General features: G+C 71.5%; 10 protein-coding genes. All 10 read left to right on the top strand.

Going from position 1 to position 12,957, the window contains the following annotated elements; genetic code table 11:
* Position 1 precedes the first annotated feature (1 nt).
* Positions 2-2,137, top strand: coding sequence for a GumC family protein (locus AC1U7O_RS04555; protein WP_479893391.1), 2,136 nt, complete (start codon positions 2-4; stop codon positions 2,135-2,137).
* 29 nt (positions 2,138-2,166) lie between these two features.
* Positions 2,167-3,639 (top strand): O-antigen ligase family protein, encoded by a 1,473-nt coding sequence (locus AC1U7O_RS04550; protein WP_479893390.1) that lies wholly within the window; start codon positions 2,167-2,169, stop codon positions 3,637-3,639.
* Positions 3,640-3,725: 86 nt separating this feature from the next.
* Entirely contained in the window at positions 3,726-4,520 is a 795-nt protein-coding gene (locus tag AC1U7O_RS04545) for a class I SAM-dependent methyltransferase (RefSeq protein ID WP_479893389.1), read from the top strand.
* Complete coding sequence (locus tag AC1U7O_RS04540; protein WP_479893388.1) at positions 4,517-5,974, top strand: lipopolysaccharide biosynthesis protein; 1,458 nt, start codon at positions 4,517-4,519, stop codon at positions 5,972-5,974. Before AC1U7O_RS04545 ends, AC1U7O_RS04540 begins: the two co-directional genes overlap by 4 nt.
* Positions 5,971-7,251: a glycosyltransferase family 4 protein gene (locus tag AC1U7O_RS04535; protein ID WP_479893387.1), complete on the top strand. Its 1,281-nt coding sequence runs from the start codon at positions 5,971-5,973 to the stop codon at positions 7,249-7,251. The genes AC1U7O_RS04540 and AC1U7O_RS04535 overlap by 4 nt, the downstream gene beginning before the upstream one ends.
* Positions 7,252-7,254: 3 nt before the next feature.
* Positions 7,255-9,117 carry an asparagine synthase (glutamine-hydrolyzing) gene (gene asnB / locus AC1U7O_RS04530; RefSeq protein WP_479893386.1) on the top strand — a complete coding sequence of 621 codons (1,863 nt, stop codon included), beginning with the start codon at positions 7,255-7,257 and terminating at the stop codon, positions 9,115-9,117.
* Between the two features lie 3 nt (positions 9,118-9,120).
* Positions 9,121-10,272, top strand: a complete 1,152-nt coding sequence (locus AC1U7O_RS04525; RefSeq protein ID WP_479893385.1) for a glycosyltransferase family 4 protein — start codon at positions 9,121-9,123, stop codon at positions 10,270-10,272.
* Positions 10,269-10,985 carry a class I SAM-dependent methyltransferase gene (locus tag AC1U7O_RS04520; protein ID WP_479893384.1) on the top strand — a complete coding sequence of 239 codons (717 nt, stop codon included), beginning with the start codon at positions 10,269-10,271 and terminating at the stop codon, positions 10,983-10,985. Before AC1U7O_RS04525 ends, AC1U7O_RS04520 begins: the two co-directional genes overlap by 4 nt.
* Positions 10,982-12,106 carry a glycosyltransferase family 4 protein gene (locus tag AC1U7O_RS04515; protein WP_479893383.1) on the top strand — a complete coding sequence of 375 codons (1,125 nt, stop codon included), beginning with the start codon at positions 10,982-10,984 and terminating at the stop codon, positions 12,104-12,106. The genes AC1U7O_RS04520 and AC1U7O_RS04515 overlap by 4 nt, the downstream gene beginning before the upstream one ends.
* A 105-nt stretch (positions 12,107-12,211) precedes the next feature.
* Positions 12,212-12,931, top strand: a complete 720-nt coding sequence (locus AC1U7O_RS04510) for a methyltransferase domain-containing protein (RefSeq protein WP_479893382.1) — start codon at positions 12,212-12,214, stop codon at positions 12,929-12,931.
* The last annotated feature ends 26 nt before the right edge of the window (positions 12,932-12,957 follow it).

The raw sequence follows: 12,957 nt of genomic DNA, 5'->3' as shown, positions 1-12,957 counted from the left end.
CATGGCGCAGTACGACCTGAACCTCGTCGACTTCTGGCTGATCGTCCGCCGGCGGAAGGCCATCATCATCTTCACAATCGTCCTGGTGGCCGTCTTCACGGCCGTGATGCCCTACCTGGTCGGTCCCGCCCCGATCTACAAGGCCGCCTCCCGTGTGAAGTACGAGCGGTCCACGACGGCCTCCGGGCTGCTGCAGGAATCCGTGTCCGTGTCGGAGGGCAGCGACATCGGCACCCAAGCCGAGGTGATCCGCAGCTTCCCGGTCATGGAGCGCGTCGCGAAGGCGTTGGGCTTGATCGACAAGGATCTCGATTCCAAGGACGTCCGGGCGAACCCGGAATTCCTCGACATCGTGTACGACATCCAGGGGCACATCGAGGCGTCGCAGGAGGGCAGCACCAACATCCTCAAGATCACCGCGACGGCGGCGGACCCCAAGCTGGCCGAGCGGTACGCGACCCTCACGGCGGAGGCCTACCGCGAGGAGAACATCTACAACCGCAACCGTCAGGTGATCGAGGCCCGGCGGTTCGTCGAGGGCCAGCTCAAGACCCTCGAGATGAGCCTGCACGAGTCCGAGCAGCGGCTGCGCGAGTTCAAGGAACAGGAGGGGCAGGTCTTCGTCACGGAGGAGGCCAAGCAGGCCCTGGAGCAGTACAACAAGCTGGAGGCCGACCTCGAACAGTTGCGCCGCGTCAAGCAGGAGATCGCCGGCCAGATCGAGTCGCTCAAGAAGGGCGGTGGCGCGGCGGAGGCGACGCGGGTCTATTCGGACGAGGTCGAGGCGCTCATCAGCACGCTGAACAAACGGATGGCCGACCTCTCGCAGGAGCGCGACAACCTGCTCATCCACTACACGCCCCAGCACGCCGTCGTCCGGGACTTGGACCAGAAGATCATGAACGTGAAGCAGGAGATGCTGCGCGAGCTGGAGACCAAGCTGGCCACCTTCTCCTCGCGGGAGCGTGCGATCCAGGAATCCATCGGCCGCTACCGGGAGCGCTACCTGGCGCTACCGCAGGCGGCGATCCAGCTTTCCCGGCTCGAACGCGACGTGATGGTCAACAGCAACCTCTACGCCGCGCTCAAGGCCAAGCACCAGGAGTTCCTCATCCGGGGGGCCGAGCAGATCGAGGAGGTGACGATCATCGAGCCGGCCCTGGCGCCGACCAAGCCGACGAACGCGCCGAACCTGCCCCTGAACGCCTTCCTGGGCGTCCTGATGGGCACGATGGTCGGCCTGGTCGCGGCCTTCCTCAAGGAATCCTTCGACACCTCCATCGGCACGATCGAGGAAGTCGAGTCCTACCTCAAGGTGCCGGTGCTCGGCGTCATCCCCCGCGTGGACCGCAAGGAGGTCGAGCGGGAGATCCAGGCCCAGTTCAAGGAGAAGCTCGACCGGGAGACCCTCGACCTCTACTGCCACCTCGTCGCCCTGTTCGATCCCCAATCGCCGCTCGCCGAGGGCTACCGGTCGCTCCGGACGAACATCCAGTTCGCGGGCGGGCTGCAGGGCAATCGGGTGCTCGCCTTCGTCAGCGCCGGCGCCCAGGAGGGCAAGACCACGAGCGCCGTGAACCTGGCCATCGCCTTGGCCCAGGACGGCAAGCGCGTGCTGCTGGTGGACGCGGACCTCCGCAAGCCCTCGGTGCACGAGCGGCTCGGCCTGGAGCAGTCCCCGGGCCTGAGCGAGATCCTGCTCGGGACGGTGCCGTACCAGGAATCCATCAGGACCGTCACGGACCTGATGCTGGGCAAGCTGGGCGTGGACCAGGTCGTGAACGCACCCGGCATCGACAACCTGAACATCCTCCCCTCGGGCAAGCGCCCCGACAACCCCGCCGAGTTCTTGAACTCCCCGCGGCTCGTCGAGCTGATCCAGACCGCCAAGCAGGAATACGACATCACCATCTTCGACTGTCCGCCGATCCTGCCGGTCACCGACGGCGTGACGGTGGGCTCCAAGGTGGACGGCGTCGTCATGGTCTACCAGGTCGGGCGGGTCGGCCGGAACGCCCTCCGCCGCGCCAAGACCCTCCTTGAGAACGCCAAGGGCTCCCTGATCGGGATCGTGCTCAGCAACGTCAGCGCCGAGCTCACCCCCGACTACGAAATGTACCGCTACCATTACAAGTAGCCGCCCCTCCGGAGGTCTGCGCGCCGTCCATGGAACAGATCCGCATCGGCCCGGTGGAGATGGCCCTCGTTCTGCTGCTCGCCATCGGCCTCGGTATCGCCATGGTCCTGGGCAAGTCGGGGTTGCTGGTCGGGGCCGTCGCCGGCACCACGCTGTTGATCACCTCGTTTCTGTCCACGCCCCTCAGCCTCTACCTCCTCGTGTACTCCATGCTGCTCGGGCCCGAGTTCATGTTCGGGGGCGAGTTCAGCGGCGCGGCCACCAGCGGCAAGGCGACGAAGGTCGGTCACGGCATGACGCTGCGGCTGGACGACTTCCTGCTGGTGGTCGTGGGCCTGATCTGGCTGGTCAAGTCGGCCGTGCACAAGGAAGAGGCGCCGTTCAAGTACACGCCGCTGAACGGGCCGATCTTCCTCTACGTCGCGGCCTGCGCGGTCGCGACCGTCATCGGCGTGCTGGTCGGGCGGGTCCGGCCCCTGCCGGGGTTCTTCTTCAACCTGAAGTACTTCGAGTATTTCTTCCTCTACTTCATGGTCATCAATGTCTGCAAGACCAAGAAAATGGCCATGGGGTTGATCAACGCCAGCCTGATCACCTGTTTCCTGGTGTCGGTGATCGCGATCGGGCAGATTCCCTCGGGCGAACGGGCCTCCGCGCCCTTCGAGGGCGAAGAAGGGGAGCCCAATACCCTCGGCGGCTACCTGGTCTTCATGGGATGCATCATCACCGGCCTCCTGTTGACGCCCGACTCCACCCCGAAGCGCTGGCCCTACATCACCACGCTCCTCCTCGGTCTCCTGGCCCTGCTCGCGACCCTGTCGCGCACCTCGTTCCTGGCGGCCATCGTCGTGCTGATGGTCGTGATCCTCAAGACAAGCTACAAACGTCCCCTGCTGTTCTCGCTCGTCCTGCTCGTCATGGTGGCCTCGCCCTGGTGGATTCCCCAGGCGGTAAAGGAGCGGGTCTTCTTCACCTTCACCCAGTCGCCGAAGGAAGTCGGACAGATCAGGGTCGGCGGCCTCCGGGTGGACACATCCACGTCGGAACGGCTCCGGTCGTGGCAGCAGACGGCGGACACCCTGAAGGAGTCGCCCCTCTTCGGGGCGGGGGTCACCGGGTCGCGATATTTCATGGACGCGATGGTCCCGCGCATCATCACGGAGACGGGGCTGGTGGGGCTGGCGACGTTCCTGCTCCTGATGTGGGCGATCTTCCGCACCGGGTGGCACTGCTATCGCGATGCCAAGACTCCGTACCAACAGGGCATCACGCTCGGGTTCCTGCTCGGGTTTTTGGCCTTGCTGGTCCACTCGGTCGGGTCCAACACCTTCATCATCGTCAGGATCATGGAGCCCTTCTGGCTCTACGCGGCCCTGATCGTGAAGATGCAGCAGCTCGCCGAGGTCGAGGGGGAGGAGCCGGAGGCCCAGGCCGAGGCCGCGGAGGCGGCCTCGGTGTCGCTCCAACCCGGGTTCGGGTTCGGACACGGCCGCCGTCTCTGACCGCGGCCCTCCGCGGCCTGGGGCCCCCGCTCAGGCCGTGGGCGCGTCGGCCGCCGGGTCTCGCGCACCCTCCATCGGAGCCTCGCATGGATGAGCGGACAGGGACCGCGACGGGCTATGACCGGGTCCGCTACAATCCGGCCCTGCGCCGGATCTGGCCCTGGCCGGCGGTCCTGCTCGAGCGGGCGACGGCGTGGGTCGCCGCCGTACCCGGTGCCCGCTGGCTGGATGCGGCCTGCGGCGAAGGCCACCTGGCCGCGCTCCTGTCTTCCCGGAAGACCCTCATCGGGCTGGACCTGGATGCCGGGCGTCTGGCGCGGTCCCGGGCGCGCGGCTACCGGCTGTTGCTGCGAGGGTCGGTGACGGCCCTTCCCCTGGCCGACGGGACCCTCGACGGCATCGTCAGCCTCGAGACGCTCGAGCACGTGCCCGACCTCGACGGAGCCCTCCGGGAGTTCGCCCGCTGTTTGCGCGCCGACGGCCATCTGCTCATCTCCCTTCCCTCCGTCACCCTGCGCAGCCGCCGCCAGATGGCGCGCACGGGGCGTCCGGTCTATTGCGACGAGAAGGAGCACGTCCGGGAGCTGTCCGCCGTGCCGCTCGACGGCTTTCCGCACATGTTCGTCACCTGGGAGCGGTTCGAAGCCGGCCTGACGGGGGCGGGATTCGAGGTCGTCCGGGCCGGCGGCGTCGGCTACGTGCTGCCCCCGTGGGAGGGCCGGCCCGCCTGGATCGCCCACCTCGTGAACCTCCTGTCCCGCGAGACCGTGAACGCTTGGATCGGGACGCTTCCCTACCTCAGGCGGTTTCCCTACTATCGCCTGTACCTCCTCCGGCGTCGGAAGGCCGGCGTCCGGGCCGGAGCGACCGGCCGTCCGTGAGCCAGCCCGAAGCCAACCGGGACCGGATCATCCGCGGCAGCGCCTGGGTGGGCCTGGGCTTCCTCGGCCAGCAGGGCGTCGGCTTCCTCCGGACCGTCATCCTGGCGCGGCTCCTGACCCCCGAGGACTTCGGGCTGGTGGGCATCGTCACCCTGACGCTCTTCGCCGGCCTCATCCTGACGGAATCGGGCGTGGAAAGCGCCCTCATCCAGCGACGGGACCTCCCGCCGCGCCACGTGAACACGGCCTGGACGCTCACCCTCGCCCGATCGGCCGCGCTGTTTCTGATCGTGCAGGCGTCGGCGCCGTGGGTCGCGGCCGCCTTCGATCGCCCCGATGCCGAGCCGCTGCTCCGGGTCGGCGCCGTCAGTTTCCTCCTCGTCGGCCTGCCGGCCGTGCCCGCCGCGCTCCTGCTCCGGGAGATGCGCTTCCGGGCGAGGACGGCGCTCGACGCGGGGCGTGACATCGGCGGCGCGCTCTGCTCGATCGTCCTGGCCGCGTGGTTCGGTTCCGCCTGGGCCCTGCTGCTCGGGCTCCTGGCGGGCCAGGCCGTCGCGGCCGTCGGCGTCTGGTTCCTGCGAACGGAGCGGCCGAGGCTGGCCTGGGACCGGGAGGCGGTGGCTGAGTATTGGACCTTCGGGCGGCACCTCTACGCGAGCGGACTCCTGACCTATGTCGTGACCCGCGGCGACGCGATCGCCGTCGGCCGCCTGCGTGGGGTGGGGGAGCTGGGGCAGTACCAGGTGGTCTTCGGCATCGCGGAGATGCTGACGCGGGGCCTGATCGAGGTGGTCGGCAAGGCGGTGTTTCCGGCCTACTCCCGTATTCTGGGCGAGGGGCGGCGGCCGGGGGAGGCGTTCGGGACGGTGTGGCGGCTCATCCTCCTCATCCTCCTGCCCATCGTCGTCCTCCTCGCGCTGTTTCCCGGGCCGGTCGTCCTCCTCGTCCTGGGGCCCCGGTGGGCGCCGGCCGTGGCGCCCTTCGCCGTCCTCGTGGCGGCGGAGTCCCTCCGGGCGCTGGCCGCGGCCTGCGGCACCCTCATCCTGGCGGGAGGGCGGACCGAGCTGCTCTCGCGCATCAAGCTGGCGGAGGCCGGCGTCTTCGCGGCGCTGATCGTGCCCATGACCGCGACCTGGGGGATGGTCGGCGCCGCCTGGAGCCTGGTCCTGGCCTACGCGGTCAGCCTCGCCGGGCATCTCTACGGGGCTCACCTAGTCGAGCCCCTGCTGGGGCGCATCGCGGCCCTGTCCGTCGAACCGGTCGCCGCCGCGGTCCTGCTCGCCGGCGCCGCCGGCCTGTCCGTCGGCGCGGGACTGTCGGTGTGGGCCGCCATGGCCGCCTGGATCGGGCTCTGGGCCCTCTATCTGTGGCGGCGCCACGGGGAATTGCTTATAATCCTCCTGCGGGCCGTTCCGGTCACGTCGAGGGGATTGTTCGGGAGCACCGAGCGATGAGGGACAACGGCCCGCAGGGGGGCCCGGAGGGCGGCGCGGTCTTCGCCGCGGACCGGTCGCACGGGCGGGAGACGGTCAGCCGGCCCGCTCGGAGGCTGCGCATCGCCTGTCTCGCCTTCGTCGAACTCGACGTCGCCAACGCCTGCTCGATCCACACGCGGGAGATCGGCGAGGGCCTCGCGGCCCTGGGACACGACGTGACGGTCATTCTCCCTCGGCCCCTGCGCGCGCAAGCGTGGTCCGGCGTCCGGCACGTCTGGGTCCGCTGGTGGGGGTTCGACCGCCTGCGGGCCCTGGCCTTCCACCTCCAGTGCGCCGTCCACCTCCTCCGGCTCCACCTGGCCGAGGGCTTCGACCTGCTCTACCTGCGCGAGGCGGTCCCGCAGCCGCTGCTGCCCGGCCTGGCGCGACGTCTCGGCCTGCCCCTCTTCGTGGAGGTGAACGGCTGGGCCCTGGACGACCTGCGGCTGGTCGGCGCGTCGGAGCGGGAGCTCGATCGCGCGAGGGACAGCCAGCGGGAGTTGTTGCGGTCGGCCAGGGGCCTCGTCGTCAGCACGGCCGGCAACGCGCGGCGGATCGCGCAGGAGTACGGCGTCCCCGCCGACCGGATCCTGGTGCAGGAGCTCGGGACGAACACGGACCTCTTCAGCCCGGGCGATCGCGAGGCGGCGCGGGCCGCGCTGGGCCTGCCCGAGCGGGCGCCGATCATCCTCTTCGCCGGCAGCTTCCATCCCCACCACGACCTGGCGACGGTGGTCGAGGCCTTCGCCAAGACGGCGGCCGTCGAGCCGTCGGCGCGGCTCCTGCTCGTCGGGGAGGGCGCCTTGCGGCGGCCGATCGAGGCGCGGGTCAAGGCCCTGGGCCTGACCGAGTCGGTGCGGATGGAGGGCGCCCGGCCCTACGAGGCGATGCCGGCCTACTTCCGCGCGGCCGACCTCGCGGTCCTGCCCTTGACCGCGCCGAAGATCCGGCAGCAACAGGGGGCCTTCGCCGCCAAGCTCTGGGACTACATGGCGGCGGGTCTGCCGCTGGTGGTGACGGACCTGCCGGACAGCCTGAGTTATCCCTTGTTGGCCGACAAGGCCGTCCTCGTCCCGCCGGGGGAGGCCTCGGCCATGGCGGAGGCCTTCCGATCGCTGCTGGCCGACCGCGCTCGGCGCGAGGCGCTCGGCCGGGCGGGACGGGACTATGTCCTGGCCCACCGGTCCTGGCGGCGGGCGGCGTTGGAGACGGCCTCCTTCATCGAGGCGCGGCTGGCCTCCGGCGGGGAAGGCTGAGCCATGTGCGGGATCGCCGGCATCGTGGCCCCGGGGCGTCCGCAGGCGGAGCTGGCGGAACGGGTCCGGCGCATGTGCGACGCCATGGCGCACCGGGGGCCGGACGACGCGGACGTGCGGGCCCTGGGCGGCGCGGCGCTCGGGCACCGCCGGCTTGCGATCATCGACCTGACCCCCACCGGCCGGCAGCCGATGGCGAACGAAGACGGCACGCTCCACGTCGTCGTCAACGGCGAGCTCTACAACTACCGCGGGCTGCGCGACGACCTGATCGGGCGCGGCCACCGGTTCCGGAGCGGCTCGGATTCCGAGGTCGTCCTGCACCTCTACGAAGAGCGGGGCGACGACTGCCTCGCGGTGCTCGACGGCATGTTCGCGCTCGCGCTCTGGGACGCTCGCCGCCGCCGGCTGCTGCTGGCGCGCGACCGCTTCGGCATCAAGCCGCTCTACGTGGCGGAGCGGGAGGGCGGGCTGGCCTTCGCCTCCGAGGCCACCGCCCTGCTCCGGGGGGGCGAGGCGGAGGCGCGGGTCGATCGGGCGGCGCTCTACGCCTACCTGGCCCTCTCCTACGTCCCGGCGCCGCGGTGCATCCTCGCCGGCGTGCGGCGGCTGATGCCGGCGGAGCTGCTCGTCTGGGAGGGCGGCCGGTCCACGAGCCGCCGGTACTGGACGCCGGCGCCGGGCGCCGCGCCGCCATCCCGGGCGGCGGCGCGCGAGGCCCTGGCCGCCCGCCTGGACGCGGCCGTACGGGACCATCTGGCGGCCGACGTCCCGGTCGCGGCCTTCCTCTCCGGCGGCGTGGACTCTTCCACGGTGGTCGCCCTGGCGCAGCGCCACGCGAAGATGGAAACCTTCTGCGTCACCTTCCCCGGCACCGGCGTGGACGAGGCGCCGATCGCGCGGCTGGTGGCCGCCCACCTGGGGACCAGCCACCGGGAGGTCGTGCTCCAGCCGGACCCGGCGGCGCTGCTCGACGACGCGCTCGCCTTCATGGACGAGCCCTTCGCCGACTCCTCGGCCCTGCCGACCTTCGCCGTCTGCCGGGCGGCTCGGGCGGTCGCCAAGGTGGTCCTCTCCGGCGACGGGGGCGACGAGGTCTTCGGCGGCTACACCGGCCGCTATCGGGTCGCCGCGCTCCAGGCCGCGCTCCCCGCACCGGGTCCGCTGGCCCGCCTGCTCCGGCGGCTGCCGCCCTGGCGGGGCGGGCGGCGCCGCTCGCTGCCGGCCATGCTGGACCTGGCCGCGCTGCCCGATGAGGAGCGCTTCGTGCGCGAGCGGGAGATCACGACGCGCGACGTCCGCGCCGCGCTTTTCGAGCGGGGGACGGTGGGAGAGGGCGAGGCGGTCCTGCGCGAACGGCCCCGGACCGCGCTCCGGCAGGCCGCGGGCTGGCATCCGGTCCACCGGGCGCTCTGGACCGACCTGTCCACCGCGCTCGACGACGACATGCTGACCAAGGTGGATCGGATGAGCATGGCCCACGGCCTGGAGGTGCGGGTGCCGCTGCTGGATCACCGCGTGGTCGAGCTGGCCCTGTCGCTGCGCCCCGGCTGGCTGGTGAGCCCCTGGCCGGTGGAGGGGAAGCGCCTGCTGCGGGAAGTGGCGGCGCCGCTCCTGCCGCGCGGCGTGCTGGCCCGGCCGAAGCAGGGGTTCGTAGTGCCGTTGAACCGCTGGCTGAAGGAGAGTTTCCTTCGCCGCTTCGACGAGGTCTGCCTGGGCGGGGACAGCGAGATCCTGGGATGGGTGGACCGCCGGGCGGTCGCGGCGCTCCGGGCCGCGCCGCTGGGCGACCGGCCCCGGGAGGACCTCTACGCGCTGCTCGTGCTGGAGCTCTGGCTCCGGCGGCTGCGGGCGGGAGCCGGGTGACCGATGGCGCGATTCGGGCTCGATGCGACGGCGGTCCTCCATGGCGAGCGGGCCGTCCAGCGGAACACGAGGAACCTGCTCCACCACCTCGTGCGACTGCATCCGGAGGATGACTGGGCCCTGCTGTACTTCGACCGGCAGGGGACGACGCCGGGCCGGCTCGCGTTCGGGCCTTCCTGCTCCTGGTCGGAGCGGGTGTCGCGGCTGCCGATGCGGGCGCTGCTGCCGGTCTGGGACCTGTTCGGGGCGCCGACGGCCGAGTCCTGGCTGGGAGCGATGGATGCCTTCTACGCGCCGGACCTCTATTTCCCGCCGGCCCGCCGCGCGCCGGTCCTCTGCACGGTCCGGGGCGTGGCCTACCTCGCCATCCCGGAGCGGTGCGAGCCGGACAAGGTGCGGGCCCTCGTCAAGGCGCTGGGCTACGCGCGGCGGCACGCGACGCACTTCCTGGCCGTCTCGGAGAGCACGCGCCGGGACCTGCTGCGGCACACGGACATCACGCCGGACCGGGTCCACGTCGTGACGCACGGGGTGGACCCGGCCTTCCGGCCGCTGGCGGCGGCGGACAGCCGGGCCTTCGTCGAGCGGCGGTTCGGGCTCGCGCGGCCCTACTTCCTCTACGTCGGCGTGATCGGCAAGCATAAGAACATCCTCGGACTGTTGGAGGCCTGGGCCATGGCCGCGCCCCGCGTCCCCGCGCATGATCTGGTCCTCGCCGGCCCCTTCGAGCCGGAGATCGAGCGCGCCCGCGCCTTCGTCGCGAAGTCCGGACTACAGGCCCGGGTCCGATTCCTGGGCGCCGTGAGCCAGGAGGACGAGGCCCTCGTCCACCTCTACAACGCCGCCCTCGGCCTCGTCTTCCCGACCCTCTACGAAGGCTGGTGCGCGCCGCCGCTCGAGGCGATGGCCTGCGGCGCGCCGGTCCTCGCCTCGGACATTCCGGCGGTGCGGGAGGTCGTGGAGGAGGCCGGCCTCCTGCTCCCGCCCGAGGACCCGGACGCCTGGACCGGAGCCATGATCCGCCTGGTCGAGGACGCGGCGTGGCGGGCGGACCTGGCCGATCGGGGCCTGCGGCACGTGAAGACCCACACCTGGGAGGAGGCGGCGCGCAGCCTGCGCCGCGTCCTCTCGCGCGTCCAGGGGACCCCCGCATGACGAACGCGCCCTTCGAGCGGTACGGCGATACCTTCTACGAGGAGCTGCACCGGGACCTGGACTTCGACCAGATCGCGCGCGGCTACGGAGAGTACTACTACGATTGTCTGCCGGCGGATCGGGACGCGCCGGTGCTCGACGTCGGGTGCGGGTCGGGGCAGTTTCTGCGGTACCTGGAATTGCAGGGCTACGGGCGGGGCGAGGGGCTGGAGCTCTCCCCCCAGCAGGCGGAGGAGGCGCGACGGCGCGTGGCGCTGCCCGTGCACGTGGGGGACGCGGGGACCTTCCTGGCGGCGCGGCCGGGCCGCTACGCCGCGATCACGCTCAACGACGTGTTGGAGCACGTGCCCAAGGCGCAGACGGTCGCCTTCCTCGCCGCGCTCAGGGCGGGACTCGCGCCGGGCGGGGTGCTCGTCGTCAACGTGCCGCGGGCGCTGGGCCTGACGAGCGCCTACGCCCGCTACATCGACTTCACCCACGAGCTGGTCTTCACCGAGATGAGTCTGCGGCAGGTGCTGCTCATGGCGGGCTTCCGCGAAGTCCGCTTCGTGCCCGAGCGCTGGCCGCTCAAGTGGACGCCCCGACACCTCGCCTTCCGGTCGGCCCGCTGGCTGTGGTTCCGGCTCCTGCGGCTCATCTACTTCCTCGAATCGCCGGGCGGCAAGATGCCGGAGCACTGGCAGACGCGCCTCGTGGCGGTGGCCCGGTCGTGAGGATCGGCCTGGACGCCTACCATGCCTCCCGGCCGGCCGGCGGCATCGCCCGCTACATCCGGGGGCTGGTGCCGGCCCTGGCGGCCGCCGCGCCGGAGTCCCGGTTCACCCTCTTCGCCAATCGCCTGCGAGCCGAGGGCGCGCCGTGGGACCCCGGCCTGCCCAACACCGACGTTCGGGATCTGCGCTGGCCGAGACGGCTCACGCAATGGGGCTGGGATGTCCTCGACTGGCCGGCGATCGAGCAGCTCCTCGGCCCGCTCGACCTGTTCCACGGCATGCACTTCGTCCTCCCGGCTGCGCGCCGCGCCAAGCTGGTGTTGACCGTCCACGACCTGACCTACCTGCGCCATCCCGAGTACTTCTCGGACCGGGCGTTGAACGAGCGGGGCTACCGCCGAGAGTTGCCGAGGGCCTTGGCCCGAGCCGACGCCGTCGTCGCCGTGTCCGAGCACACGAAGCGCGACCTGGTGGACCTGCTCCGGGTGCCGGCGGCGCGCATCCGGGTGGTCCTGGAGGGCGTGGAGCCGTCCTTTTTCGTGCAGCCCGGCGATCCGGCGACGGACTCGGTGCTCGCCCGGCTCGGGCTGGTCCCGCCCTACCTGGTCTGTCTGGTGGGAACGCCGGAGCCGAGGAAGAACCTGGTCCGCGCCGTGGCGGCGGCCCGGCTGGCGGCGCCGCGGACCCCGCTCGTCCTCATCGGGCCGGTCGAGCCCATCAGGACCCTGCTGGGCGCGGATGTCTCGAACGTGCGGATGGTCGGCACCCTGTCGGACCGGGACCTGCCGCACGTGCTGCACGGGGCGGCCTGCGCGCTCTATCCGAGCCTCTACGAGGGGTTCGGGTTGCCGGCCTTGGAGGCGATGGCCGCCGGCGTGCCGCTCGTGACCTCCGACCGCAGCGCGCTGCCGGAGGTGGTCGGCGACGCGGCGGTGCTGGTGGATCCGGAATCGGTCGAGGCGATCGCCGACGGCCTCAGGGCCCTCCTGGCCGACGAAGCCCGGCGCGCCCGCCTCGTCGAGGCGGGCCTGGCCAGGGCGAGGGAACTCTCCTGGCCCACGGCGGCCCGACGGGTGCTGGCCCTCTATCGGGAACTGGTCGGCGGGGGCGGGGCGGGATGAGCCGGCCGGTGTTCAACCAGGGCCCGCGGAGCGACGGCTCGACAGGTTCGGCGGGCGCCGCTATGATCGGCGTGTCGTGTTGCCGGGTCAACCCGGAGCCCTGGAATGGATAACGGCCGGTTTCCGCGCCTGCGCGCCTGGCTGGCCCCTCCGCACCCGACCTGGCAGTCGCGGAAGAGCCGTCGGCGGGCGGCGCGCTTCGCGGCACAGGAGGCGGCGCGGGCGCCGAGGGGCGTCAGGGTGAACATCGGTTCCGCCACGCAGCGGTTCGAGGTGCCGATGTTCAGCCTGGACCTCTTCCCGGCGGACGGCGTGGATGTGCGCGGCGACATCCAGGCCCTACCGTTCCGGGACGGGAGCGTGGACACGGTCGTCTGCACCGGCGTGCTGGAGCACGTGCGGGACCCGGCCCGGGCGGTGCGGGAGTTGTGGCGGATCATGAAGCCGGGTGCGCGGCTCTTCGTCGAGGTCCCCTTCATGCAGACGGTCCACGCCTCGCCCGACGACTACAGCCGCTGGACGAGCGACGGGCTCCGCCGCCTCCTGAACGGGTTCGACCTGGCGACGTGCGAGGTCGTGGCCGGACCGGCCACCGCCCTGGCCTGGCAGACGCAGGAGACGCTGGCCATGCTCTTCAGCCTGCGAAGCCCCTGGCTGTATCGGGTGGGGCTCCGCGTCTTCGGCTGGCTCGCCGTGCCCCTGTCCTGGCTCGACCTGTTCCTGGAGCGGCACCCGATGGCCTCGCACGCCGCGTCGGGCTTCGCCGTGGTCGCATCCAAGCCGGTGCCGTCGGCCGGAGGAGGGCCGTCCCGTGCGGGATCTTGAGGGACGTTTCCGCTCTGCGGCCTGGT

It is taken from the genome of Candidatus Nitrospira neuquenensis (assembly GCF_979578155.1).
Note: the sequence above shows the minus strand (reverse complement) of the source record. Positions and strands in the feature narration are given on the sequence as shown.

Coding starts and splice junctions, on each gene's coding strand:
- AC1U7O_RS04555 (WP_479893391.1), top strand. CDS start 2: ATGGCGCAGTACGACCTGAACCTCGTCGACTTCTGGCTGATCGTCCGC.
- AC1U7O_RS04550 (WP_479893390.1), top strand. CDS start 2,167: ATGGAACAGATCCGCATCGGCCCGGTGGAGATGGCCCTCGTTCTGCTG.
- AC1U7O_RS04545 (WP_479893389.1), top strand. CDS start 3,726: ATGGATGAGCGGACAGGGACCGCGACGGGCTATGACCGGGTCCGCTAC.
- AC1U7O_RS04535 (WP_479893387.1), top strand. CDS start 5,971: ATGAGGGACAACGGCCCGCAGGGGGGCCCGGAGGGCGGCGCGGTCTTC.
- asnB (WP_479893386.1), top strand. CDS start 7,255: ATGTGCGGGATCGCCGGCATCGTGGCCCCGGGGCGTCCGCAGGCGGAG.
- AC1U7O_RS04525 (WP_479893385.1), top strand. CDS start 9,121: ATGGCGCGATTCGGGCTCGATGCGACGGCGGTCCTCCATGGCGAGCGG.
- AC1U7O_RS04520 (WP_479893384.1), top strand. CDS start 10,269: ATGACGAACGCGCCCTTCGAGCGGTACGGCGATACCTTCTACGAGGAG.
- AC1U7O_RS04510 (WP_479893382.1), top strand. CDS start 12,212: ATGGATAACGGCCGGTTTCCGCGCCTGCGCGCCTGGCTGGCCCCTCCG.